At 72.2% G+C, this 24,711-nt stretch carries 22 protein-coding genes; 14 read left to right on the top strand and 8 right to left on the bottom strand.

Annotation, left to right across the window (positions count from 1 at the left end):
- The first annotated feature begins 47 nt into the window (after positions 1 to 47).
- A complete protein-coding gene (locus ACIBP6_RS44110) occupies positions 48 to 341 on the top strand; it encodes a hypothetical protein (protein WP_397060865.1) in 294 nt (97 codons plus the stop codon).
- 326 nt (positions 342 to 667) lie between these two features.
- On the opposite strand, the gene ACIBP6_RS44105 is transcribed toward ACIBP6_RS44110, so the two are convergent.
- On the bottom strand, positions 668 to 1,261 hold the full coding sequence (locus ACIBP6_RS44105) for a TetR/AcrR family transcriptional regulator (protein WP_397060863.1): 594 nt from the start codon (positions 1,259 to 1,261) through the stop codon (positions 668 to 670).
- Positions 1,262 to 1,359: 98 nt separating this feature from the next.
- Here ACIBP6_RS44105 and ACIBP6_RS44100 point away from each other — a divergent pair, with 98 nt between their 5' ends.
- The 4 genes from ACIBP6_RS44100 to ACIBP6_RS44085 all read left to right on the top strand — a co-directional run bounded on the left by ACIBP6_RS44100 (position 1,360) and on the right by ACIBP6_RS44085 (position 4,415).
- Positions 1,360 to 1,797: a nuclear transport factor 2 family protein gene (locus ACIBP6_RS44100; protein WP_397060861.1), complete on the top strand. Its 438-nt coding sequence runs from the start codon at positions 1,360 to 1,362 to the stop codon at positions 1,795 to 1,797.
- Positions 1,790 to 2,608, top strand: a complete 819-nt coding sequence (locus ACIBP6_RS44095) for an ergot alkaloid biosynthesis protein (protein WP_397060859.1) — start codon at positions 1,790 to 1,792, stop codon at positions 2,606 to 2,608. Before ACIBP6_RS44100 ends, ACIBP6_RS44095 begins: the two co-directional genes overlap by 8 nt.
- Positions 2,609 to 2,694: 86 nt before the next feature.
- Entirely contained in the window at positions 2,695 to 3,537 is an 843-nt protein-coding gene (locus ACIBP6_RS44090; RefSeq protein WP_397060858.1) for a MerR family transcriptional regulator, read from the top strand.
- 404 nt (positions 3,538 to 3,941) lie between these two features.
- Positions 3,942 to 4,415, top strand: coding sequence for a carboxymuconolactone decarboxylase family protein (locus ACIBP6_RS44085; protein WP_397060856.1), 474 nt, complete (start codon positions 3,942 to 3,944; stop codon positions 4,413 to 4,415).
- Between the two features lie 51 nt (positions 4,416 to 4,466).
- On the opposite strand, the gene sigJ is transcribed toward ACIBP6_RS44085, so the two are convergent.
- Entirely contained in the window at positions 4,467 to 5,402 is a 936-nt protein-coding gene (gene sigJ / locus ACIBP6_RS44080) for an RNA polymerase sigma factor SigJ (protein WP_397060854.1), read from the bottom strand.
- Between the two features lie 134 nt (positions 5,403 to 5,536).
- The gene (locus tag ACIBP6_RS44075) at positions 5,537 to 6,751 is read right to left on the bottom strand and encodes a hypothetical protein (protein WP_397060852.1); all 1,215 of its coding nucleotides are present in this window, start codon (positions 6,749 to 6,751) and stop codon (positions 5,537 to 5,539) included.
- Between the two features lie 57 nt (positions 6,752 to 6,808).
- Between ACIBP6_RS44075 and ACIBP6_RS44070 the strand changes: the two genes are divergently transcribed.
- Positions 6,809 to 7,315: a DinB family protein gene (locus ACIBP6_RS44070; RefSeq protein ID WP_397060850.1), complete on the top strand. Its 507-nt coding sequence runs from the start codon at positions 6,809 to 6,811 to the stop codon at positions 7,313 to 7,315.
- A 34-nt stretch (positions 7,316 to 7,349) separates the two neighbouring features.
- Here ACIBP6_RS44070 and ACIBP6_RS44065 read toward each other — a convergent pair whose 3' ends face one another.
- Together ACIBP6_RS44065 and ACIBP6_RS44060 are read right to left on the bottom strand one after the other, a co-directional pair.
- Complete coding sequence (locus ACIBP6_RS44065) at positions 7,350 to 11,396, bottom strand: discoidin domain-containing protein (RefSeq protein ID WP_397060848.1); 4,047 nt, start codon at positions 11,394 to 11,396, stop codon at positions 7,350 to 7,352.
- 73 nt (positions 11,397 to 11,469) lie between these two features.
- Positions 11,470 to 12,426, bottom strand: coding sequence for a helix-turn-helix transcriptional regulator (locus ACIBP6_RS44060; RefSeq protein ID WP_397060847.1), 957 nt, complete (start codon positions 12,424 to 12,426; stop codon positions 11,470 to 11,472).
- Between the two features lie 62 nt (positions 12,427 to 12,488).
- On the opposite strand from ACIBP6_RS44060, the gene ACIBP6_RS44055 reads away from it, so the two are divergent.
- The 8 genes from ACIBP6_RS44055 to katG all read left to right on the top strand — a co-directional run bounded on the left by ACIBP6_RS44055 (position 12,489) and on the right by katG (position 22,344).
- Positions 12,489 to 14,723, top strand: a complete 2,235-nt coding sequence (locus ACIBP6_RS44055; protein ID WP_397060845.1) for an ATP-binding cassette domain-containing protein — start codon at positions 12,489 to 12,491, stop codon at positions 14,721 to 14,723.
- A gap of 70 nt (positions 14,724 to 14,793) precedes the next feature.
- On the top strand, positions 14,794 to 15,171 hold the full coding sequence (locus ACIBP6_RS44050) for a hypothetical protein (RefSeq protein ID WP_397060843.1): 378 nt from the start codon (positions 14,794 to 14,796) through the stop codon (positions 15,169 to 15,171).
- A gap of 142 nt (positions 15,172 to 15,313) precedes the next feature.
- On the top strand, positions 15,314 to 16,117 hold the full coding sequence (locus tag ACIBP6_RS44045; protein ID WP_397060841.1) for a rod shape-determining protein: 804 nt from the start codon (positions 15,314 to 15,316) through the stop codon (positions 16,115 to 16,117).
- Between the two features lie 46 nt (positions 16,118 to 16,163).
- Positions 16,164 to 16,505 carry a TraR/DksA family transcriptional regulator gene (locus ACIBP6_RS44040; RefSeq protein WP_132611091.1) on the top strand — a complete coding sequence of 114 codons (342 nt, stop codon included), beginning with the start codon at positions 16,164 to 16,166 and terminating at the stop codon, positions 16,503 to 16,505.
- A 50-nt stretch (positions 16,506 to 16,555) separates the two neighbouring features.
- Positions 16,556 to 18,187: a PucR family transcriptional regulator gene (locus tag ACIBP6_RS44035; RefSeq protein ID WP_397060839.1), complete on the top strand. Its 1,632-nt coding sequence runs from the start codon at positions 16,556 to 16,558 to the stop codon at positions 18,185 to 18,187.
- A 103-nt stretch (positions 18,188 to 18,290) separates the two neighbouring features.
- Positions 18,291 to 19,538 carry an NAD(P)/FAD-dependent oxidoreductase gene (locus ACIBP6_RS44030; protein WP_397060837.1) on the top strand — a complete coding sequence of 416 codons (1,248 nt, stop codon included), beginning with the start codon at positions 18,291 to 18,293 and terminating at the stop codon, positions 19,536 to 19,538.
- A 137-nt stretch (positions 19,539 to 19,675) separates the two neighbouring features.
- The gene (locus tag ACIBP6_RS44025) at positions 19,676 to 20,080 is read left to right on the top strand and encodes a Fur family transcriptional regulator (RefSeq protein ID WP_281282650.1); all 405 of its coding nucleotides are present in this window, start codon (positions 19,676 to 19,678) and stop codon (positions 20,078 to 20,080) included.
- Between the two features lie 32 nt (positions 20,081 to 20,112).
- On the top strand, positions 20,113 to 22,344 hold the full coding sequence (gene katG, locus ACIBP6_RS44020; protein ID WP_397060835.1) for a catalase/peroxidase HPI: 2,232 nt from the start codon (positions 20,113 to 20,115) through the stop codon (positions 22,342 to 22,344).
- 42 nt (positions 22,345 to 22,386) lie between these two features.
- Here the strand turns inward: katG and ACIBP6_RS44015 are convergent, their stop codons facing one another.
- From ACIBP6_RS44015 to ACIBP6_RS44005, 3 genes are all read right to left on the bottom strand, one after another.
- Entirely contained in the window at positions 22,387 to 22,809 is a 423-nt protein-coding gene (locus ACIBP6_RS44015; RefSeq protein WP_397060833.1) for a Fur family transcriptional regulator, read from the bottom strand.
- A 168-nt stretch (positions 22,810 to 22,977) separates the two neighbouring features.
- The gene (locus tag ACIBP6_RS44010) at positions 22,978 to 23,652 is read right to left on the bottom strand and encodes a GntR family transcriptional regulator (RefSeq protein ID WP_132611081.1); all 675 of its coding nucleotides are present in this window, start codon (positions 23,650 to 23,652) and stop codon (positions 22,978 to 22,980) included.
- A 10-nt stretch (positions 23,653 to 23,662) separates the two neighbouring features.
- A complete protein-coding gene (locus ACIBP6_RS44005) occupies positions 23,663 to 24,682 on the bottom strand; it encodes an asparaginase (RefSeq protein ID WP_397060831.1) in 1,020 nt (339 codons plus the stop codon).
- Positions 24,683 to 24,711 lie beyond the last annotated feature (29 nt).

Here is a 24,711-nt window from a genome sequence, read left to right as displayed (position 1 = left end):
AGGGGCGCCCGGGGGCGGAACGCGGCAGGAGGATTGGTCACAAGGTCATGAGGTTCTTTCGACGGCCGTGGGACGAGGACCGCGGGGACGAGTACGCGAGTTGGGGGTGGTCGACGTACTACCTGGCCATCGACGACACCGGCACCGCACATGAGCAGGTCGTGGTCTATGCCAACGGGGTGGTCCTCGCGTACGACGACGAGCACGACGAGGACCGGTACGGGGGACTGACCTGCGCGGGTCTCGATCTGGAGGAGTTCTCGCCGTTCGAGATCTCGCGGCAGGAGTTCTACGACGCTCTGGCACGGCTCACGCCCATCAACCGTCACGGTGGTGAGTGATCGGGCCAGGTGGGCGATGCCGGGTGTGCGAGCCTCCTCGCTGAGGCACTCGCCGTCGTGATCCTTGGTGAGGAACGGCCGGGACGCGTTGCGGCGGCTCGGTGGGGAGGGCGTTCCCTCCTGCTGGTTCCGGGCTTGCGGGATGGGTGCGGCCCCTGCGGTTCCTGGCTTAGCTCGTGTGAACGCCGGGCTGATCGTGATGATGGGGTGCGCCGCCGTACATGTGTGACGAGACGGTGCTCGTCGATCCGAGCGGACAGGTCCGATGGACGTACCCGGCGCCGGGATGGACGCGTTCGAGCCGGGGGGCGGGGGGCGCTCGGGCTCTATGAGGGGTTGGTGAGTGATCGGAGGAGCGCGTCGGTGAGGTTGTCCATGTAGGCCGGGTCGGGTGCGGCGGATCGTACGACCAGCCGCCAGTAGAGGGGGGCGGCCAGCAGGTCGAGTGCGAGCTCCAGGTCGGTGTCCTGGGGCAGTTCGCCGCGGTCGATCGCGCGCTGGAACATGGCCGCGACGCGTTCCCGTTTCGGCATCCCGACCAGGGTCTCGACGGCCTCTCCCAGCTCCGGGTTGCGGGCCGCCTCCGCCACGAGATCGGGCATGATCCGCGAGAACCGGGGGTGTGTCAGCCACTTCATGAGCGTGTCGAGGGCCGCTCGCAGGTCGCCTCGCAGGGAGCCGGTGTCGGGGACGGTGACCTGCTCCATGCTGAACTCGGAGATCACCGAGATCGCCATCTCCTGCTTGGACGACCAGCGGCGATACAGCGCGCTCTTGCCCACGCCGGCCCGTTTGGCCACGGCCTCCATCGACAGGCGCGCGTAGCCCTGTTCGGCGAGTTCGTCGAGGACGGCTTCGGTGATGGCCTGGGTGACCGTCGGTTGCAGCACGGCTGCGCCGGTGGGAGTGCGGCGGGTCATGGGAAGAGCTTAGCGATTGGACGGGACGGAGCCGTCTCGTTTAGAGTCCTTCTCAATGGGACGGTACCGTATCGTCCATACGTGAAGGAGTGCACAACATGACCGCTGCTGAACTGGTCAGGCATGCTCTGAAGTTGCTGGTGGTCAAGGACATGGCCGCCTTCGCCGGGCTGTGGGCGGAGGACGGGGTGATCGAGTTTCCCTTCGCGGCGCCGGGATACCCGTCGCGGGTGGAGGGGCGGCCCGCGATTCAGGAGTACATGCGCGACTATCCGGACATCCTCGATGTTCGGCAGATCGTCCAGGAGACCGTGCACCAGAGCGTCGACCCCGAGGTGGCGATCGTCGAGTTCGAGGTGGCCGGGGTCGTGCCACGTACGGGGAAGTCGTATCGGATGCGTTATGTCGCGGTCGCCACCGTGCGGGGCGGCGAGATCCAGCTCTATCGGGACTACTGGAGCCCGCTGGCCGCGGCCGACGTGCTGGGCGGGCTGGAGATGGTGAACCAGGCGTTCGCGGGCGGTGCCCATGAGTGAGGTTCTCGTCGTCGGCGCGACCGGCACGACCGGTTCGCGGGTGGCCGCCTTTCTGCGGGAGCGCGGCGTGCCGGTCCGACCGGCCTCTCGCAGGGCGGACCTCGCCGGATATGTACGCTTCGGCTGGGCGAATCGGGAGACGCACGCACCCGCGTTGTCCCGGGTTCGAGCCGTCTACCTGGTCCCGCCCATCGGGGTGGCCGAGCCTGCTCCGATGGTCGAGCCGTTCCTGCACGAGGCCGTTCGCCAAGGGGTGCGCCGGGTGGTGCTGCTCGGCTCGTCCGCGGTGCCGGAGAGCACGTCGGGGGTCGGGGCGCTGTACGGCCTGGTCCGTACCGTCATGCCGGAATGGGCGGTGTTGCGGCCGTCGTGGTTCATGCAGAACTTCACCGGTGAGTCACTCGCCCTGAGGATTCGCGACGGCGAGGTCATCTCCGCGACGGGCAAGGGCCGGGTGGGGTTCGTCGACGCGGCCGACATCGCGTCCGTCGCCGGGCACGCGCTGACGGCGGAGGTGCCGCACAACACCGAGCACCTGCTGACCGGGCCGGAGACCTTGAGCTATGACGAGGTCGCCGCCCTCCTCACCCGGCACACCGGCAGACCCGTGCGCCACCGGTCCGTCACGGTGGACGAGCTCGCCCGCCACTTCACGCGGCACGGCATCCCCGCCTCCTTCGCCGCCATGCTGGCCGCGCTCGACACCGACATCGGCGGCGGCTCGGAGGACCGGGTCACCGACACTGTCGAACGTGTCACCAGCCGCCCGCCCCGCAGCTTCCGCGAGTTCGCCGAACGGGAGGTGCGCTGAGCGGGAGGCCCTCTGAGAGGGAAGTTCGCTGAGCGGGAGCCGGCGGCACTTGACCTTCTGGTTGCTGTAAGGCCGACCATGGAGTCATGCTGTCCATCAGCGAATTCAGCGAGATGTGCCATCTTTCGCCGCAGACGCTGCGGTTCTACCACTCCGAGGGATTGCTCGTCCCGGCCGACGTCAACGAGCGGAGCGGCTACCGCTCATACACCTTCGAGCAGGTCGAACAGGCCATGCTGATCACCGTCCTGCGCGGCACGGGGATGAGCGTCAAACTCGTCCGGCGCGCCCTGGACGAACCGGACACCGCACCCGTCCTGCTGCAGCAGCACATCGCGGAGGTGCGGCGTCTGCGGCAGGCCCAGGACGAAGCGATCAGTGACGCGCGCGAATTCCTCACCTCGTGGCCGGAGGTGCGGCGGCACCATGTTCCCGAGATGACCGTGGTCTCGAAATCGGCGCCCGCCCTCCCGGCCGGCAGCGGCGAGTACGACTGGGACCAGGTCGACGCCGGCACGAACGCCACCGTCCATGACGTGATCAAGGCTGTGGAAGCGTGCGGAGCCGTCGTGTCGGGCACCCCGTGGCGGACCTGGGCCACCAAGACCGCGGAGCAGAAGCGAGCGAACCTCACCATGGAGGGGCCGTACTGGCTGGTGAAGATCCCTGTCACGGCGGACGAGCAGGCGCTCGCGGCCCTGCCCGGCGACCTCGAGGTCCAGAGCTTCGAGGCTCGGGACGAACTGTCGATATTCATCCCGGGCAGAAGCTCGATGGCGAAGTTCGGCACGGCCATCTCCCGCCTGCTCACCCATCCCCTTGAGACCGCGTACCTCGACATCTCCCGCATGCGTCAACTGCTGCACGACGACGGCATCGAAACCGCCGCGCCGCTCTGCGACCTCGACGCGCCTGAAACTACCGACTGACCCGGTGCACCGTGCCCCGGACGCGGGAACACACCGTTCCTGGAGCAAGCGCCGCATCGCAGACCCCGCGGCCAGTCGACGACCACGACCCGATCCGGGGTCAGCAGGATGTCGACCGGATACAGGTCTCCGTGGACGAGCGTGTCGCCGGCGCACGGCGAGACCGCAGCCTCCTCCACCGCGACCAGGTCGTCGAAACGGTCCGCCGCCCAGGGCTCCAGCCGATCACGGTGGGGCGAGCGCGTGCCATCCGCCCAGTCGCGGTGGGGCCAGAAGGCTCCCGTCGATGGGCGACGGCGTGAGCCCACGCCGGCCTCCGCCCTCCGGGCACGCTGTCACGACATCACATTTCGGGGAGCTGTGTCGTCGGTGGGGTGCAACCGTCGACACGACAGGAGATCAGGATGGACGCCCGTCTCAACTACCTCGCGAACCCGGCTACGGGGAAGTTCCTGAAGCACATTCTCGGCGCGGGCAAGGTGCTGCACGAGTCGAGCGTGCCCGCCACGACGCAGGAGCTCGTGGCGCTCCGGGTGAGCCAGATCAACGGCTGCGCCGCCTGCATCGACATGCACACCAAGGAGGCCACGCGGGCGGGGGAGAGCTCCGTACGGCTCAACCTGGTCGTCGCCTGGCGGGAGGCGACGGTCTTCACCGAGGCCGAGCGGGCCGCCCTGGAGCTGGCCGAGGAGGGCACCCGGATCGCCGACGGCGCCGGTGGCGTCAGCGATGAGGTCTGGGCGAACGCCGCCAAGCACTACGACGAGGACGAGCTCGCCGTCCTGGTGGGCCTCATCTCCATGATGAACACCGTCAACCGCCTGAACATCATCACCCGGCAGCCCGCCGGCGCCTACCAGCCGGGCCAGTTCGGATAACCGATCCGCGTCAGGCCGGATGGGATCGTCCTACCCGGCCTGACGCCCGCGTCAGTTCGCCGTCCAAGGGCGGAGCTTCTCGGGGTTCAGGACCGCCCAGATGTGCTGGATCCGGTCGCCCGCGACGTCGAACGCCAGCACCACGGTGAAGTCGTCCAGCCGGGCCACCAGGCCGGGCTGGCCGTTGACCGTGTGCTCGCTGATCCTCAGGTCGGGCACCTTGCCGATGGCGCCGGCGAAGAGGCGGGCGAGCCGCTTGGCGCCTTCGATCGGGGGGAGCACGGCGCCGGCGAGGCCGCCGCCGTCGGTGACGCCCGTGGCGTCGGGGGCGAGCAGGCCGATGAGGGCGTCGATGTCCTGGGCCTCCCAGGCCCGCTTGAACTCCCTGACAACGCCGGCGCGCTGGGCCGCCGGAGTCGCGGGAGCCTGCGACTCGCGGATGCGGCGGCGGGCCGAGGTGGCCAGCTGGCGGCAGGCGGCCGGCGTACGGCCGACGATCTCGGCGACTTCGGTGAAGGAGTAGCGGAAGACGTCGTGGAGGATGAACGCGACGCGCTGGGCCGGGGTCATGGATTCGAGCACCACGAGGAAGGCCATGTTGATCGACTCGTCGAGGGTGATCCGGTCGGCCGGGTCGATCGCGGCGCCGCCCGACCGCCCGTTGATCCACTCCGTACGTTCCGCGGGCAGCGGCTCAGGGATCCACTCGCCCACGTAGCGCTCGCGCCGGGCCCGGGCCGAGCCGAGCACGTCGAGGCAGATGCGACTGGCGACCTTCGTCAGCCAGGCGCCGGGGGAGTCGATGGCCTGCTGCTGCTGGGGCGACATGGCGTACCAGCGGGCGTACGTCTCCTGCACGACGTCTTCGGCATCGGCCAGGGAGCCGAGGAGCCGGTACGCGACGTTGATCAGCTGATGACGTTCGCTCATGATCGCGCTCAGGCTCGGGTCGAGCCGGTCGTGTGCCGGCTCGGATGGAGTGTTCATGGCGCGCTGGCTCCCTTTGTCGTATTCGCTCTCACCAGTACGACGAGACAGCGCCCCCAAATGTGAGATGGAACGGCCTAGGGTAGATCCGTTCCCGCGCCAGGCGTCGAGCGCCCGCTCACGCCGAAGGGCGCTCAAACCGGGGTGTCGGACTTCTGAGCCGTGACAGTCCGCAGGAGCGGGACGGTGGCGGCGAGGGCGGCGAGCGTGGCGACGGCCACCCCGGGGAGCAGCGTCGGGAGCGTGGCGGGCGTCTCCAGCAGCTCGCCCAGTGCGTCGGCCAGCGTGGCGAGCGCCAGGAGGAGGCCGCCGACCCGGCCGAGCAGCCGATCCGGGGTGAGCGCCTGACGGTGGCTGAGCAGGGCGACGGCGGCGACGGCCGTTCCGGTCATCGGGACGAGTGTGCCGACGACGTACCAGATCGCTCCTCCGCGGGATCCGGACAGCGCGAGCAGCAGCGTGAACGGCTGGCTCACCAGGAGAGCCGCGCAGGCCAGCCGGAGGACGCCGACCTTCCGGTGGAGCAGCACGGCCAGCAGCGCCCCCACGAACGGCACGAGCAGGGCCGACAGGCTGACCACGGAGAAGTAGGAGCCGAGCGGGATCGCGGCCGACTCCGCCGCCACCCGCAGCGCCCCGTCCGCCACCTCGTCGGCGAACTCAGCGACCAGCGCCGACACCACGAGGTACAGGGCGATCGCCCGCAGCACCGGGTGGCGCGCGGTGAAGCGGACCGCCTCCGTCATCTCCCGCCGCAACCCGGAGGCCGGCGGCGCCGGCTCCTCGGCTGCGTCGACCGTCCGGAACAACAACGCCGCTCCGGCCGCCATCGTGACGGTGAGGAGCGGGACCGTGACGTCGGCCAGGTCGTCGAGCAGCGACAGGACCGCCGCCAGGCAGAGCGCCAGGACCGGCGGCGCCACCGACAGCAGGGCGTTCGCCGGGACCAGGCGTTCGCGGCCGGCGATGGCGGGCAGGCAGGCGTCGCGGACGACGGACGCCACCGCCGTCAGCACACCCGTCGTCGTCAGCACCGCGATGGCGTGGCCGTCGCTCCGCGAGCCGAGGGCGTCGGCCGCCAGGACGGAGAGCCCTCCGGCCGCCGCCAGGAGAGGAACCACGGTCAGCGCGGATCGGCGGCGGGCCCGGTCGACGAGCACGCCGAGGGGCAGCCCGAGCAGCACGAGCGCGAGGGTGGCCGCCGTCCCGCCGATCCCGTTCACGGCCAGGGGGTCGTCCAGCTCCAGGGGCACGACCTGGTCGAAGTCGGCGAACATGAAGGCGGCCGACAGGACGGACCAGGCGAGAACGAAGACCAGGAAGCGCCGGGACCGTAACGGGGGTGTCATCCGGGCATCCTTTCGATGATCATCTGTTCCTGGCAAAACGACACGAGAGGTGCCGCCATGTCCACGCCCTTATGGCCGGAGGAGCTCGTCAGCACGGGCACGGAACGCGACGTCCTGGAGGCGTTCCTCGACTGTCAGCGCAGGCAGGTCGTCGCGAAGGTCGCCGGGGTCCCGGAGGAGGCCGCGCGCCGGCGCATCGTGCCCTCGAAGACCACGCTGGCGGGGCTGGTCAAGCACCTGACCGCGGTGGAGCGGAACTGGTTCCACCGGCAGCTGGCCCAGCGCGATCCCGCCGACATCCCCGGCAACTCGCGAGGCGACGACGAGAGCTGGGAGCTGGGCCCGGACGACACCCTCGACGGACTCGTCGCCGAGTACGACCGGGTGTGCCAGGAGAGCCGGCGGATCGCGGCGGGGTTCGCGCTCGACGACACGGTGCCGTCCAAGCGGCTCGGTGAGGTGTCGCTGCGGTGGATCTACGCCCACATGATCGAGGAGACGGCGCAGCACGCCGGCCACGCCGACATCCTGCGCGAACTCACCGACGGCGCCACCCATCTGTAGCGGCCCGGGGCCGAGGACGGCCCCGGGGCCTGGTTCACGGGCGTGATCGGGTGCGGGGGACGTTGTAGCCGTCCACGCGGACGACGGGTTTGCCGGAAGGCAGGGCGTCGGCCGGCCAGGAGAGGGTGAAGGCGCGCGACTCGCCCGGCAGCAGCCAGACGTAGTTGTCGCTGTACAGCGTCGGCAGGACGCGCTCGCCGGTCCTGGCGTCCAGCAGCGACAGGCGGACCATCGCGGCGACCGCCTGGCCGCGGTTGCGGAGCTCGGCGGTGAGCGTGTGCCGCGTCCCCGACCTGGTCACCTTGCCCGCGTCGACGGAGAGCGCGGTCCGCTGGAGGTCGTTGAGCGCCCGCAGGTCGGACGGCTCCCGGTAACGCCAGTAGTCGTTCCTGGACAGCGGCTCGCCCCTGCCGTCCTCCAGGGTCAGGCGGAGGAGGTGGACGTCGGGCAGGTCGTCGGACCAGCCGGCGGTGAACGCCTCGGCCGTCGCGGAGGGGGCGACGTCCACCGACTTCCGCTGGGCCGGGCCGAGCGGCCGTCCGAGGAGGTCGAAGGCGCGCGCCGTCACCGTCACGCCCTTGAGCGCCCGGGCAGTGTGGTTGACGGCGACGACCCGCCAGTCGTCGAGGCCGGCCTGCACGTGGACGGGTTCGCACGCGGCGCGGGCCCCGTAGTACATGCCGTTGACGTCGAAGTCGTAGTCGTACGTCTGCCACACGGTGCTGTGCCAGGCGGGATGGGACATCCAGAGCATCAGGCCCGTGGCGCCCTCCCACAGGTGGGCGTTCCACGCCTCGAACATGGCGCGGCCGTTCTCGTAGTTGACGAACTGCGCCTTGCGCGCGAAGTCGTCGAGGTCGGCGGCGGGCCCGAGGCGGGTCTCGACTGCCGCCTGGTAGTTCTGCGGCGCCTGGTTCCCCCTCGTGCTCCAGTCGTGGTAGTACCAGACGCCGCCGATCGGCCACTCGGGCTGGTCGCCGGCGAGTTCGCGCATGCTCTCGGCCGTGGACACCACCGGCATGCCGATCTCGGTGTGGAATCCGAAGCTCTGGCTGCCGTACGTCGTGGGCGAGTAGTAGCGCCGCGGCTCGACCCAGCCGTACGGGCCGCCGCCGGTGACGATGCCGCCGGCCGAGTTGTTCTGGTACAGGATGTCCGGGGCCTGCGACTCGACGGCGGCACGCATGCCGGCGTCGATGGCGGCGGGCGGGTTGCCCTCGTTCGCGCCGCACCAGACCACCACGCACGGGTGGATGCGGTAGCGCCGGACGGTGTCCGCGGCCAGGTCGTTGAACGCCTGGTGGTCCGGCGGGTCCATCGCCCAGGCGTTCGGGAAGTCGTTCCACACCAGCAGGCCGTGCTCGTCGCAGGCGGCGTAGAATTCCTCGCGGGTGCTGCTGCCCACCCAGTTGCGGATCATGGTGAAGTTCATGTCGCGATGCATGCGCACCGCCGCGTCCATCCGGCCGGCGGGCATCCGGCGCAGCAGCTCGTCCCATCCCCAGTTGCCGCCGCGGGCGAAGACGCGCACGCCGTTGACGCTGATCTTCAGCGGTTCCGGGGTGTTGTCGACGGACTTCACGTCCGTCCACGTGGAGCCGTCGTCGGAAACTTGGATCGTGTACGTCTTCGGGTACGCCGACTCCCAGACGAGGACCACCCGGTCGAAGGAGACGGGGGAGCCGAGGTCCACCTGGATCCACTGGCCGTCCTCGTAGGCCGAGCCCCAGCGCGTGCCGGGGTCGCCGTCGGTCGCGTGGGCGGCCGGGTGGGACGACTCCTCCGTCGAGGCGGTGGCCGTCTTGCGCAGGGCCAGGTCGGTCGAAGGGGAGGCGCTGTCGATCACGGAGAGGGTCCACAGCGAGTTGCCCCAGCTCGTCGCCCGGGCGCCGCCGCTGATGCGGACGTAGCGGGCGGTGCGGGCGGGGAAGTCCACGCTCTGCAGGCTCGCGTCGCCCCGGTTGAACGGCAGCGGTACGGCGGAGTTGTCCACCGTCCTGACGTCCCGCCACGTCGCGTCGTCGTCGGACACCTGCACCACGTAGGTCTTGGCGTACGCCTGCTCCCAGGTCAGGTCGATCCGGTCGAACGAGACCGCCGAGCCCAGGTCCACCCGGATCCACTGGTCGTCGGCGAACTCGGAGGACCAGCGGGTGCCCGGGTCGCCGTCGGTGACGTTCTCCGGCCGATGGCCCGGATCGTCCGCGGAGGACGCGGTGGCGGGCCGGCGCAGGGCCAGGTCGGTGCCCGGCGCGGCGCTGTCGACGACCGACAGGCTCCACAGGGAGCTGCCCCAGGAGGTGGCGCGGGTCAGGCACCTGACGCGGACGTACCGGGCCCGCTGCGGGCCCAGGTCCACCTTCTGCGTGTACGAGTCGGCGCCGCCGCCGAAGGGCAGCGGCACGTCGTGCTCGTAGCCGAACTGGCGGATGCCGAAGCGGGTGGTGCGCCGGTCGCTCTCCCGGCCGTCGATGGAGGCGAGCAGGGTGAGGTCGTGCAGGGCGGGCTCGCCGTACCCGTTGGGCCACCACAGCTCTGGGTCGCGCAGGCGCAGCCTGTCGTAGGCGTCGGGAGCGAACGTGACGTCGGCCGTCCCGCCCGCGGGCACGGCGACCGTCTGGGAGACGCGCACGCCGCCGAACGCCGCCTCGACGGTGACCTGCCGGTCCTCGGCGCCGGCGTTGCGGACCGGGACCACGATCGTCACGTCGGCACGGCTGGTGTCCGGCAGGTCGGGCAGCCGGGTGTCCACCCAGGGGTCGCCGATGACGGCGTCGCCGGTGGAGCGGAGCCGTACGTGGTTCCAGATGCCGGAGACGCGGTCGCGGACCGCCGGCATCCAGTCCCAGCCCGAGGCGGCGAGGTACGTCGGCGAGTTGCGGTTCATCATGGTCGCGCCGGCGTCCACGAAGGCCAGCCCCTCAGGGCCCTTGTCGCCGGGGCTGCCGGGGAAGGGCATCGGCGAGACGTGTACGGCCAGCGCCTGCTCGCCCTCGGCGGCCAGCAGGTCCGTGATGTCGTGGGCGGAGCGGCCGAAGGGGTAGGTCAGGTCGCCCACCCGCCGGCCGTTGAGCCAGATCTCCGCCTGGTGATTGATCCCGTCGAACTCCAGCCAGACGCGGCGTCCCGGCCCGTTGCGCAGGCCGCGCGGCAGGACGAAGCCGCGCCGGTACCACCACGAGTGACGCGACAACGCCTCGGGGACGCGCAGGTTGTTGAAGCCCTGCACCGGGTCGGGCAGATGTCCCTGCTCGACCAGTGCGGCCAGCACTGTGCCGGGCACGACGGCGGGCAGCCAGGAGCCGGTGTCCACCCCGGGCCGCGACAGGGCGGCTCCGTCGCCGCCGGCCCAGTCGTCCATGGTGAGCGTCCAGCCCGACTCCAGCGGCACCGTCCCGTCGGCGGCGACCGCCAGTTCCGGCGCCTTGTGCCGGTGGGTTCCCCAGTCGGTCCAGCCGGTGGCCGCCGGGCGGTGGCCCCTGGCGGTGCCGTACACCTGGAAGCCGTTGAGGCCGAGGGGGTTGGCGTTGGAGCGCTTGTGCACGGTCATCCGCACCCAGCGGGCGACGGCGGGCTGCTCCAGGCCGATGTCCACGACGCCGCCGGTGCCGGAGCTCGTGCGGTGGACGGCGGTCCACGAGCGGTTGTCGCGGGAGGTCTCGATGACGAAGTCGACGGCGCAGCTCGACAGGATCTCCTGGCCGGTCGTGCTGTCACGCGGGTTGCCGCTCGTGGAGGGGACGAAGACGGGGTCGTCCACCGTGGCCTCGAAGACCAGGCGCAGGGCGGTGATCTCGCATTCGCCCTGGAGGTCCACGGAGATCCACTGAGGGTCGCCGGCGGCGGCCCGCCAACCGGTGCCCCGTACCCCGACGGTGCTGATCCTGTCCACCGCGAACTCGCCCGGAGTGGGCGCGTAGTCGGTGGACGACACGGTGACGGGGCGGTGGACGGCCAGTTCTTCCTGGCCGGGGGTGCGGCCGGCCGCCCGGGCCGGCGAAGGGGAGATGCCCAGGCCGAACCCGGCGAGGAGGGTCGCGCCGGAGGCGATGACCGACCGGCGTGAGAGCTGATGCGACATGGAGTGCGGAGTCCAATCCTTGCTGACAACGTTGTCATAGTTCAGCACTCAGCCGATCATGGCAAGAGGGAAGTCACGCGCACGCGGCGAGGAGGCGGCGGGCGAAGGCGGCGCAGGCCGCGCGGAAGTCGTCGGGCTCGCTGATCGAGAAGTCGACGTCCAGGAACGCGAGGTTGAGCACGAGCCACTCCCAGGAGTCGAGCCAGACGTCGACGCCGGTCTCCCGGTCGGCCACCCGCTCGATCCGGGCGTCCTGGTACTTCAGCGCGTCCGCGACCTCCTCCGGCTCGGCCCGCACGGTGAGCCGGACGCGGCGGCGCTCGGCGTTCATGCCCTGGCGGAGGTAGGCGAGGGCCGTGTCGGCCGGCAGCGTGCGCGAGGAGTGGCGGACGCCGGTGCGCACGAGGTCGCCGACGCGGTCGAGGCGGAACACCCGCCAGTCGTCGCGGTCGAGATCCCAGCCCAGCAGATACCAGCGCAGGCGCAGGTGGACCTGGCGGTGCGGCTCCACCCGGCGCCGGAGCGCGTTGCCGCGCCTGTCCGTGTAGTCGAACGACACGACCTCCTGGGCGCTGATCGCCTCGGCGAGGTCGGCCAGCGCCTGCGGGTGCACGCTGGGCGCGCGTTGCCGGTCGGTCTCCAGGCTGGCGCGCAGCGCGGCGGCCCGCGGCCGCAGCCGCGCCGGGAGGAACTGGTCGAGTTTGCCGTACGCGCGGGTGGCCGCGTCGTCGAGGGTCCCCTCCTCGTCGGATCGCGCGGAGGCGAGCGTGGCCAGGCCGAGCAGCGCCGCGATCGCCTCGTCGTCGTCGAGCACGAGCGGGGGCATCGTCCGGCCCGCCACCAGCCGGTAGTAGCCGCCGGGCCCCGGCTGGGTCTCGACCGGGTAGCCGTAGCCCCGCAGGCGTTCGACGTCGCGGCGGACGGTCCGCGGGCTCACCGCCAGCCGGGAGGCCAGCTCCTCCCCGCTGAACGGCCGGCCCGTCTGGAGGGTGGACAGCAGGGCGAGCATGCGTTCGGTGACATCGGCCATGACTCCATGATGCGCGGAGATGCGGTCAGGATCCGGCCACATCTCGTCGTACGTTCGGGAGCATGAACCGCAGCATCCGCATCAGGGGCGCCCGTACGAACAACCTCCGCGGCCTGGACGTGGAGATCCCCCGCAACCGGCTCGTGGTGTTCGCCGGCCTGTCGGGGTCGGGCAAGTCGTCGCTGGTCTTCGACACGATCGCGGCGGAGGCGGGTTACCAGCTCAACGACACCTTCCCGCCGTTCGTCAGGAACCGGCTGCCGAAGTGGTCGCGTCCTGACGTGGAGCACATCGAGGGGCTCTCGCCGGTGGTCGTGATCGACCAGCGGCGCATCGGCGGCAACGCCCGCTCCACGGTCGGCACGGTCACCGACGCCTGGACGTACCTGCGGCTGCTGTACTCCCGGATCGGCGAGCCCCACGTCGGGGAGTCGAACCATTTCTCGTTCAACGACCCGGCCGGGATGTGCCCGACGTGCTCGGGGCTCGGCGACGTCGTGGCCCCGGCCGTCGACAGGTTCCTCGACCTGGACAGGTCGCTCAAGCAGGGCGCGATCCTGCTGCCGGGCTTCGGCGACGGAGGCTACTGGTACTCCCAGTACGCCGACATCGGCACCTTCAGCCCCGACACGCCGCTGCGCGAGTGGAGCCAGGAGGAGCGGGACGCCCTGCTCCACGGCGGCGCGGCGGCGGCGCGGCTGGGGCGCAGGCCGCCCCAGGACTACGAGGGCGTCGTCGAGCGGTTCGTACGGATCTACCTGCACACCTCCGACAACGTCTCCGAACGCAAGCAGGAGACGATCCGCCGGTTCACCAGGTCGGAGGTGTGCCCCGACTGCCGTGGAGACCGGCTCAACGAGCGCTCTCGCTCCGCCACCGTGCTGGGGCGCACGATCGGCGAGATGTCGCGCATGGAGGTCACCGAGCTCGCCGCGCTCGTCCGGGGCATCGACGCGCCGCGGGTCGCCCCCGTGGTGGGCGCGCTCGTCGCCAGGCTCGACGCCATGGACGCCATCGGGCTGGGCTACCTCACCCTGGCGCGGGCGACCACGACGCTGTCGGGCGGCGAGTCGCAGCGCGTCAAGATCGTGAAACGGCTCGGCTCCAGCCTCACCGAGATGATCTACGTGTTCGACGAGCCCACCGTCGGGCTGCACGCCACCGACGTCGAATCCGTCACCCGGCTGCTGCGGCGGCTGTGCGACAGCGGCAACAGCGTCCTCGTCGTCGAGCACGACCCGGCCGTGATGGCCGTCGCCGACCAGGTCATCGAGATCGGCCCCGGCGCCGGGGCCGACGGGGGCCGGCTGGTCTTCCAGGGCGGCTTCGAGGAGCTGCGGCGCGCCGGTACCCACACCGGCCGCGTGCTCGCCCGGCCAGGACGCGCCGCGCGCACCCCGCGTACGGCGAAGGGGGCGATCAGGATCGCCGAGGCGAGCCGCAACAACCTGCGGCGCGTCACCGTGGACGTGCCCGTAGGGGTGATGACCGTCCTGACCGGCGTCGCGGGGTCGGGGAAGTCGAGTCTCGCCGCCGAGCTGGTCGAGCAGCACGACGTCACCGTCATCGACCAGCGGCCGGTCAGTACCAACCGCCGGTCCACGCCCATCACCTACACCGGCATCGCGCCGGCCGTCAGGAAGGTGTTCGCCCGGCGCAACGGCGTCCCGGCCGCCCTGTTCAGCGCGAACTCGGAAGGGGCCTGCCCGGAGTGCGCCGGTCTCGGCATCGTCCACACCGACCTGGCGTTCATGGACGGGCAGGAGGTCGTCTGCGAAGCCTGCCAGGGGCGGCGCTTCACGCCCGAGGTGCTCGCGTACACCGTCGAGGGCCTGTCCATCGCCGACATCGACGCGCTCTCCGTGGACGAGGCCAGGCGCCGGCTGCCCGACCAGGGCATCGCCGCGGCGCTGCGCCACCTGTCGGAGGTCGGCCTCGGCTATCTGCGGCTCGGCCAGTCGCTCACCACGCTCTCCGGGGGCGAGTGCCAGCGCCTGAAGATCGCCAAGGAGCTGCGCGACAGTGAACGGCCCACCACGTACCTGCTGGACGAGCCCACCACGGGCCTGCACCCGAGCGACATCGGCACCCTGCTCCACGTGCTGGACACGCTGGTCGAGCAGGGGCACACCGTGGTGGTGATCGAGCACGACCTCGACGTCGTACGCCACGCCGACTGGCTCGTCGACCTGGGGCCCGGGCCGGGCAGACACGGCGGGACGATCCTGTACGAGGGGCCCGTCGCCGCGTACACGCCGGACAAGGGCACCCCGACGGCCCGGGCCCTGGGGCGTTGACCGTCGAGGGGACGCGCGCCGGAAACGGGCAGGCATGCCTTTTCCCTGGGTCTGGGTTATGGTCGGGCCTATGGCGGGGTCGTGGAGAACACCACGAGGGTCCATCGCGTTCACCGGCGTGATGGGCCTCATTCTGCTGTCCCTGCTCCTGTTCGGCCTCTCCCCGGTGTGGAACGACGCAGCTCCGGCCCACCCGGCGGGCACCTCTTCGAGCCCGGCCTGGACCGTGGGCGCGTCCGACGCGGGCCTGACGAGCCTGCCGCCGCAGGCCACCAGCGTCCGCGAGCACCACGTGCTGTCGTTGTGGCCGCCGCCGCGCGGTGACCGGCAGGGCGAGCACGCCCATCTGGCGCTGCTGACCTCCCCGGGCGCCGACCCGGACGCGATCCGCGATCCCCAGCAACTCGGGCATCGCACGGCGGGCTCGCGCAGCCCGCCGCTCACCTAGCCGACGCCTTCACCTCCGCGACGCCTCCGGCCTGCGTGCCGAGAGGCCTGGCCGTGCGTGCCCACGGCCATGGACGTCGCCGCGGGCGCCCCTGCCCGGAAAGGGGCGGCCCGCTCTCACCGGCGCAAGCTAGGAGCCGATCATGGCCGATTTCAGATCAGTGCTGTACGACCAGCTCGCCGCCGCCCCGCCGCACGCGGCCGTGCTGCCCGGCGGGCTGGTGGCGCTCGACCTCGGGACCGCGCGCACCCGCTCGCTGTCGTCCGACGGGAACGCCATCGTCGAACGACCCTCGGCGCTCGGCGGAACGGACCCGGTGCGTCCCCTCCGCCACGGCATGGTCGCCGACCCGGCGGCCTGCCTGCGGCTGGTGCGCCTGGCGCTGCGTGACACCGGGGTGGCCGGCGGCCGGGCGCTCGAACGCGTGCTGGCCGGGGTGCCGGTCGCGGCGACGCGCAGCGACCGCCGGGCCGTGCGCGCCGCGGTGTCCGAGGCCGCCGGGTGCGCGGTGACGCTGGTGGACGAGCCGCTGGCCGCGGCCGTCGGCGCCGGCCTGGACGTCACCGCGCCCTGCCTGCTGCTGGACGTGGGCGCCGGCGTCGTCGAGGCCGCCGCCATCCGTGACGGCGTCATCGCCGACGCCGCCGCGCTCCAGCTGGAGGTCACCACCCGCGCCGGGCTGCCGCCGTACGCGCTGGAGGGCGTCGTCGAGATGACCGCCGGGCTGGTGCGCCGGCTGCCCGAGCACCTGCGACCGGCGGTGCGTACACGCGGGCTGGTCGTCACCGGTGGCGGCGCCCGGCAGGCCGAGTTGTTGCGCCGTCTGCACGCCGCGCTGCGCGTGCGGGTCGAAGCGGCGCAAGAGCCGCAGTACGCCACCGTCCGCGGCCTGATGCGCCTGTGCCTGCTGCCGGACCCGGTGGCCGGCGGCGCGCTCGGCCGTTGAGCTGCCACGTCAGCGTCTTCATCCCTTCCAGAAAGGACGTTTCACCATGACCGAGACCAGGGGAACCTCGCACCTCAGCAGCGTGCAGCTGCAGACGCTGCGGCAGGACCTGCAGGAGCAGCTGGAGCGCCGCAGCCGTCACGTGCTCGGCCTGCGCGCCGAGGCGGAGGACGGCAGCGGGGCCGACGACACCTGGCAGGAACTGCTCGTCACGCTCACCGCCGCCGACCGCGCCATCGCCGAGCTCACCCAGGCGCTGGAGCGGATCGAGGCGGGCACGTACGGCCGCTGCGCCCGCTGCGAGGCCGGCATCCCGTTCGAACGGCTCAAGATCCGGCCGCTGGCCCGCTACTGCATCGGCTGCCAGCGCCACGCCGAAGCCGCCTAGCGGAGTCCACGGGGGAGCCCGGGCCGGGCTCCCCTTCACGGGAGCTGTTCATGATCACATTGGATCGGCTGGTCAACGTGCTCGGCGGGTACGGCGTGCGCCTGTGCGGCCGGCCGGAGACCCGCTCGGTACGGCTGCGCAGCGTCGCCATGCCGGATCCGGGCGACGACCGGGTCACGGGCGACGTGCTGCTCGCCGTCGGGGCCTCCTCGCCGGCCGAGGCGGTGCGGTGGGCCGTGGCCGCGCGGGCCGCCGTGGTCGTCGTACGCGGGCAGGCCCCTTCGGCCCTCGACGACCAGGGCCCGGCCGTGCTGCTCGCCGATCCGTCGGTGTCGTGGAGCCAGCTGGCGGGCGTGGTCTACGGGCTGGTGCTGGAAGGGCGGGAGACGGCGGCGGGGCGGGGCCCGACGGACCTGTTCGCGCTGGCCGACGCCCTGGCCGACCTGATCGGCGGCGCGGTGACCATCGAGGACGGGCTGTCGCGGGTGCTGGCCTACTCCCGTTCGCAGCAGGCCGGCGACCCGGCACGGCTGGAGACGATCCTCGTCCGGCAGGTCCCCGACCGGCTGCACGAGCTGTTCCGGGCGCGCGGGGTGTTCGCCCGGCTGGAGGCGAGCGACGAGCCGGTGTTCGTCGAGCCGGACGCCGGCAACGGCCTGACCGGGCGGATGGCGGTGGCGGTACGCGCCGGCCGCGAGCTTCTGGGCTCGGTCTGGGTGACCTGCGACCGCCCGCTGACCGGGGCACGACTGCGCGCGCTGGCCGACGGCGCCCGTACGGTGGCGCTGCACCTGCTGCGCTCGCGGGCGAGCGCGGACCTGGAGCGGCAGGTGGAGTCGGATCTGGTCGTGCGCCTGCTGGAGGGCACGCCGGACGCCGCGACGGTGCTCAGCCAGCTCGGGCTGGCCCCGCGCGCCATGCGGGTGGTCGCCGTCCGCGCCCACGCCGACGAGCAGGCCGCCCTGTTGCTGGCGTTCGAGCGGGCCACCGACGGCTTCGGCTGGTCCAGGCCGGGGCGCAGCGCCCTGCTGGGCACCACGCTCTACACGATCCTGCCCGTCGAGCAGGCGGACGCGGCGCGGGAATGGGTGGCGGCCCTGCGGGCCGGGCTGCCGCCGCAGGTGGGGATCACGGCCGGGATCAGCGCCCCCGCCGCGACGGCCGAGCTGCCCGCCGGGCGTCAGGAGGCCGACGAGTGCCTCGCCCTGCACGAGGCCGGGCCGCGTGCGGCCGACGAGTCTCTGGCCCTGCACGGAGCCGGACGGCGTGCGGCCGACGAGTCCGTGGCCCTGCGCGAGCCCGGGCGGCGTGCGGCCGACGAGTCCCTGGCCCTGCGCGAGGCCGGCCCGCGCGCCGCCGCGCCGCCCGCCTACGACGAGTCGTGGGACGACATCCTGCTGCGGCGGCTGCGCGCCGCCGCCCGGGCGGGACGGACCCCCGCGCGCAGCCCGGTCAGCGAGCTTCGCCGGCACGACGCCCGCCACGCCACCCACTTCGTGGCCACGCTGCGCGCCTGGCTGGAGGCCCAGGGCGACCTCGCCGTGGCCGCCGAACGGCTCGGCGTGCACCCCAACACCGTCCGCAACCGGATGCGCAAGATGGCCGAGGTCACCCCGCTGGACCTGGACGACGCCCGCAAACGCCTGGCCATGATCATCACGCTGGCGGCGTACGAGGTGTAGCCGGCGTACAAGATCGGCGCGGCGATTGTCGGTTCCGTACAGCGGTCTGCGACGCCGTGAGGGCCATCCTTGGCGTGGAATGTCGTATTTCGGGAGGTCGGGCATGAGCATCGGTGAATGGCCGCGATCGGTGGTCGTGGTCGGCGCGGGCATCGTGGGGCTGTCCACCGCGTGGTTCCTGCAGGAACGCGGGGTCAAGGTCGACGTGGTCGACCGCGGCGGCGTGGCGGCGGGGGCGTCCTGGGGCAACGCCGGATGGATCGCCCCCGCGCTGGCCATCCCGCTGAACGAGCCCTCCGTCCTGCGGTACGGGCTGCGCTCGCTGCTGAGCCCGTCCGCGCCGTTGCACGTCCCGGCGAGCGTCGACCCGGGGTTGTGGGCGTTCCTGGCGCGCTTCGCCGCCAACTGCCGCTGGCCGTCGTGGACCCGTGCCGTCCGCGCCAACCTGCCGCTCAACGAGGACAGCATCGGGGCGTACGAGGTGCTCGCCGCGGGCGGCGTGGCCGCGCCGGTCGAGCAGGCGCCGATCACGGCGGCCTTCCGCACGCCGCGCCAGGCCGAGGGGCTGCTGCGCGAGCTGCGCCGGCTGGCCGAGGCCGGGCAGCACGTCGAGCACACCGTGCTGGACGGCGACCGGCTGGCCGAGCACGTGCCGCTGGCCTCCGGCGCGTTGCGGACGGGCGTGCGGATCGACGGCCAGCGCTACGTCGACCCCGGCGGCTTCGTCCACGCCCTGGGCAGGGCCGTCATGTCCCGTGGCGCGACCGTCTACGCCTTCGAGGTGGACGACGTGCGCACCGACGGCAGGAAGGTCATCGTGCTCTCCCGCAAGGGCACCACCCTGTCGGCCGACGCCTTGGTGCTGGCCACCGGGGCGTGGCTGCCGCGGCTGGCCCGCCGGTGGGGTGTGCGGGTACCGGTGCGGGCCGGGCGCGGCTACTCCTTCACCGTGCCGGTCGACCGTCCCGTGCCCGGCCCGATCTACCTGCCGGACGTACGGGTCGCGTGCACGCCGTACCAGGGCGGGCTGCGGGTGGCGGGCACGATGGAGTTCCGCGGCCCTGACGACCCGTTCGTCCCCGCCCGGATGGAGGCCGTCATCGGCTCCGCGCGGCCGCTGCTGGACGGCGTGCGCTGGGAGGAGCGCACCGACGCCTGGGTCGGCCCCCGGCCCGTCACCCCCGACGGACGGCCGCTGGTCGGCGCGACGAACACCCCCGGGATCTACGTGGCCGGCGGGCACGGCATGTGGGGCCTGGCCCACGGCCCGGCCACCGGGAGGCTGCTCGCCGAGCAGATCACCACCGGCAAGCAGCCCTTCGAACTGCGGGACTTCGACCCCCTGCGCTGACCCTTCCATCAGGGCGGACCTTCTCGGCGGAACAGTCACGGCGAACACGTCACTCGTCGTTCCCGGGTCGTATCTTGACTGGTTCCAGAAAGTGGGACAGTCTTTGGGCCGTGGCCACGACCTCGGACTACCAGCAGATGTTGCGCGGGGCCGCTTTACGGGTGACCCGTCCTCGGGTGGCGGTGCTGAGTGCGGTGCACGCACTGCCGCACGCCGACACGGATTCGATCATCCGTGAGGTGCGCCGTGAGCTGCCCGAGGTGTCGCACCAGGCCGTGTACGACTCGCTGCACACGCTGACGGCCTCGGGCCTGGTGCGGCGCATCCAGCCCTCCGGCTCGGTGGCTCGTTACGAGTCGCGTGTCGGCGACAACCACCACCACGTCGTATGCCGGTCGTGCGGTGTGGTCGCCGACGTCGACTGCGCGGTCGGCCACGCTCCCTGCTTGACCGCGGCCGACGACCAAGGGTTCACCATCGACGAGGCCGAGGTCGTCTACTGGGGCCTGTGCTCCGACTGTTCCACCACCAGCAGTGCCTGAGCTGCGTGTACCCCTGAATACGGAAGGATTCCATGTCCGAGAACCATGAGGCGATCGTCACAGACCCGAAGCCGGAGGAGGCAGGTGGCTGCCCGGTCGCGCACGGGCGCGCGCTGCACCCGACGCAGGGCGGAGGAAACCGTCAGTGGTGGCCGGAACGGCTCAACCTGAAGATCCTCGCCAAGAACCCGGCCGTGGCGAACCCGTTCGGCGAGGACTTCGACTACGCCGAGGCGTTCAAGAGCCTCGACCTCGCGGCGGTGAAGCGGGACCTCGCGGAGGTCATGACGACCTCGCAGGACTGGTGGCCGGCCGACTTCGGCCACTACGGCCCGTTCATGATCCGGATGGCGTGGCACAGCGCGGGCACGTACCGGATCAGTGACGGGCGCGGTGGCGCGGGGGCCGGGCAGCAGCGGTTCGCGCCGCTCAACAGCTGGCCCGACAACGGCAACCTGGACAAGGCCCGCCGCCTGCTCTGGCCGGTCAAGAAGAAGTACGGCAAGAACATCTCCTGGGCCGACCTCATGATCCTGGCCGGCAACGTCGCCCTGGAGACGATGGGCTTCAAGACCTTCGGCTACGCCGGCGGCCGCGAGGACGTCTGGGAGTCGGAGGAGGACGTCTACTGGGGCCCCGAGACCACCTGGCTGGGCGACCAGCGCTACAGCGGTGACCGGGAGCTGGAGAACCCGCTCGCCGCGGTCCAGATGGGCCTCATCTACGTCAACCCCGAGGGCCCGAACGGCACCCCCGACCCGCTGGCCGCGGCCCGCGACATCCGTGAGACGTTCCGCCGGATGGCGATGAACGACGAGGAGACGGTCGCCCTGATCGCGGGCGGTCACACGTTCGGCAAGACCCACGGCGCGGGCCCGTCCGACCACGTCGGCCCCGACCCCGAGGCCGCCCCGATCGAGGAGCAGGGCTTCGGCTGGCGCAACAGCTTCGGCGCCGGCAAGGGCGGCGACACGATCACCAGCGGTCTGGAGGGCATCTGGACCTCCACCCCGACCCGGTGGAGCAACGGCTTCTTCGAGAACCTCTACGCCTACGAGTGGGAGCTCACCAAGAGCCCCGCCGGCGCGTGGCAGTGGACGCCGAAGGACGGCGCCGGCGCCGGCACCGTGCCCGACGCGCACGACCCGTCGAAGAGCCACGCTCCGACGATGCTGACGACCGACCTCGCGCTGCGCATGGACCCGATCTACGACCAGATCTCGCGGCGTTTCAAGGACAACCCCGAGGAGCTCGCCGACGCCTTCGCCCGCGCGTGGTTCAAGCTGACCCACCGCGACATGGGCCCGGTCGTGCGCTACCTCGGCCCCGAGGTCCCGGGCGAGGTGCTGCTGTGGCAGGACCCGCTGCCCGAGCGGACTCACGAGCTCATCGACGCCGACGACGTCGCCGCGCTCAAGGCCCAGATCCTGGCCTCGGGCCTGACGGTGTCGCAGCTCGTGTCGACCGCGTGGGCGTCGGCCTCGACGTTCCGCGGCAGCGACAAGCGCGGCGGCGCCAACGGCGCCCGCATCCGCCTGGAGCCGCAGAACGGGTGGGAGGTCAACGACCCCGACCAGCTCCGCACGGTGCTGCGCACCCTCGAGGGCATCCAGCAGTCCTTCAACGCCGCCCAGACCGGCGGCAAGCAGGTCTCGCTGGCCGACCTGATCGTGCTGGCCGGCAGCGCGGCCGTCGAGCAGGCGGCCAAGGACGCCGGTCACTCCGTCGCGGTGCCGTTCACGCCGGGCCGCGTGGACGCCGCGCAGGACGAGACGGACGTCGAGTCGTTCGCGGCGCTGGAGCCGACCGCGGACGGCTTCCGCAACTACGTCGGCAAGGGCCACCGCCTGCCGGCCGAGTACCTGCTGCTCGACCGGGCCAACCTGCTGACCCTGAGCGCCCCCGAGATGACGGTGCTCGTCGGCGGCCTGCGCGTCCTGGGCGCGACCTACAAGCAGTCGCCGCACGGCGTCTTCACCGAGGCCCCCGGCCGGTTGACGAACGACTACTTCGTCAACCTGCTCGACCTGGGCATCGAGTGGAAGGCGACCTCGGCGGACGCGACCACGTTCGAGGCCCGCGACGCCTCCACCGGCGAGGTGAAGTGGACCGGCACCCGGGCCGACCTGGTCTTCGGGTCGAACTCCGAGCTGCGCGCGCTCGCCGAGGTCTACGCGAGCGACGACGCCCAGGAGAAGTTCGTGAACGACTTCGTCGAGGCGTGGGTCAAGGTCATGAACCTCGACCGGTTCGACCTGGTCTGATCGAGTGAGAGGTCCGGGCCGGCCGACGCCGGCCCGGACCTCTCATTTCTGGCGGCACTGGGGGCACAGGCCCCAGAACGTGACGTCGGCCTCGTCGACCAGGTAGCCGCCGTCGTCGACCGGCTCCAGGCAGCCCGGCTGCCCGACGGCGCAGTCGACGTCCTTGACCGCCCCGCAGTCGCGGCACACCAGGTGGTGGTGGTTGTCGCCGACGCGGCGCTCGTAGCGGGCCGGGCTGCCGGCCGGTTCGATGCGGCGCACGAGCCGGGCCGCGGTGAGCGCGTGCAGGGCCTCGTAGACGGCCTGGAGCGAGACGTGGCCGACGCGGTCGCGCACGCCGGAGGCGATCGTCTCGGCGTCGAGGTGGTCGCCGTCGCGTACGGTCTCCAGCAGCGCGACGCGAGCGGCCGTCACCCGCAGGCCGGCGCCGCGCAACTCCTCGGCGGTGGTCGGGGATGCGGTCATGGCGCGGCACCTGCCTTAGTCGAACGCGAACGGTCCAGGACCATAAATACCCCAAGTTTAGTGGTGGAACGGGCAATGCTGCCGCGTCCCGCCGGCGTCGAACCGCGGGCGAAGACCTCCCCCCGCCTCTCGACGACCCTGCCATCGGTCAGGGGCACTGCGAGATCGTCAGCCGATCAGGCCGGCCTCGTGGGCCTGCTCGATGGCCGCGAGGGTGGAGGCCAGGTGTTGCAGCGTCAGCTCGATGATCGCGGCCTCGTCGCCCTCCCGGTAGAGCGCGATCAGCTGCTTGTGCTCGGCGTTGGCCTCGGGCACCTGCAGCGGGCGCGCCTCCAGGGAGAGGCTGATGTACGGGGCCGCGCTGTCGCGCAGCCCGGCCAGGATGCCCGCCAGCCGGCTGCCGTCCTCCAGCTCGCTGAAGATCGCGTGGAAGCGGCGGTTGAGGTCGACCCACGCCCCCAGGTCGGTCTCGGTCTCCATGGCCTGCTGGAGCTGCTCGGCCTCGGCGAGGTGGGCGTCGCCGACCGAGGCGATCATCCGCCGCACCATGAGCGGCTCCAGCGTCATGCGCAGCTCGTAGATCTCGCGCACTTCGGCGATGTCGAGCGGCCGCACCACGGCGCCCTTGTGCGGGTCCATGACGACCAGGCCCTCGGTGGCGAGGTCGCGCAGCGCCTCGCGGACGGGAGTCGTGCTGACGCCCAGCTCGGCGGCCAGCTCGGCCTGCACCAGCCGGGTGCCGCCCTTGAGCGTGCCGCCGAGGATCGCCGAGCGCAGCGTGGTCAGGACGTACTCGTGCGCGGTGCGCGACCGGTTGGCTGTCGCGAACCTGCCAAGCGCCACTGTTCCTCCTCTATCCGGATTCGCATCCGACTGTAGGGCCTGGCGCCCCCGCTCCGCGCGCCGCGAACTCCGCCCGTAGCCGCTCCTCCGGCACGCCGAGCGCGAGCAGCGAGCCGAGCAGGATGCGGGACTTGCGGGCGTCGAGGAACCCGGCGGGGATCGCCCCGCGCGCGATGAGGTCGCGCTCGGACCCGGGGAAACCATATGTCCGGCTGGCCGTGCTGCCCGCACCGGTGCGGCTGGCCAGCACCACGGGGACGCGCGCGGCCGAGACCGTCTCGGCCAGGGCGGCCGGCACGTGCCCCACGCCGAACCCGGCCAGCACGACGCCGTCGTACTCGGCCGCCGCGTACGCGAGCAGGCCGCCGTCGTCGTCGAAGCAGGTCTCCACCATGGCGACGCGGGGACGGGGCCGGTCCTCGGGCGGCAGCGGCAGCGGCCGGTGCCGCGCGACCGGGTTGCCGTAGCGGACGCGGCACTCGGCGACGTGGCCGAGCGCGCCGAAACCGGGCGAGGCGAACGCCTGCAGGGCGCTGGTGTGCGTCTTCCGCACCCGGTGGGCGGCGTGCACGGTGTCGTTCAGCACGACGAGCGCGCCGAGGCCGCGGGAGGCGGGGTCGGCGGCGGTGGCGACCGCGGCGTACAGGTTGGCCGGGCCGTCGGCGCCCGGCGCCGCCGGGTTGCGCATGGCGCCGGTCACGACCAGCGGCTCGTCACGGTCCCAGTGCAGGTCCAGGAAGTAGGCCGTCTCCTCGATGGTGTCGGTGCCCTGCACGATGACGGCCCCGGCGGCCCCCGTCCGTACCGAGTCGCACGCCCATGTGAGGCAGCGGCGCAGGTCGGCGGCGCCGAGCGAGGCCCCCGGCGAGGTGGCCAGGGTCGTCACGGTCAGGTCGGCCGCGTCGGCGAGCCCCGGGACCGCGGAGACCAGGTCGGCGGCCGTGAGCGAGGGCCGCACCCCGCCGTCGCCGTTGCCGGTCATCGTGATCGTGCCTCCGAGCGAGGCGAGGGCCACGGGGGGTCTGCTCATTTCTCCGGGTTCCTTCGTCTTGACGTGTT

It is taken from the genome of Nonomuraea terrae (assembly GCF_044465245.1).
In the GTDB taxonomy this organism is placed as follows: Bacteria; Actinomycetota; Actinomycetes; order Streptosporangiales; family Streptosporangiaceae; genus Nonomuraea; species Nonomuraea terrae.
This window is presented reverse-complemented; position numbering and strand designations above follow the sequence as displayed.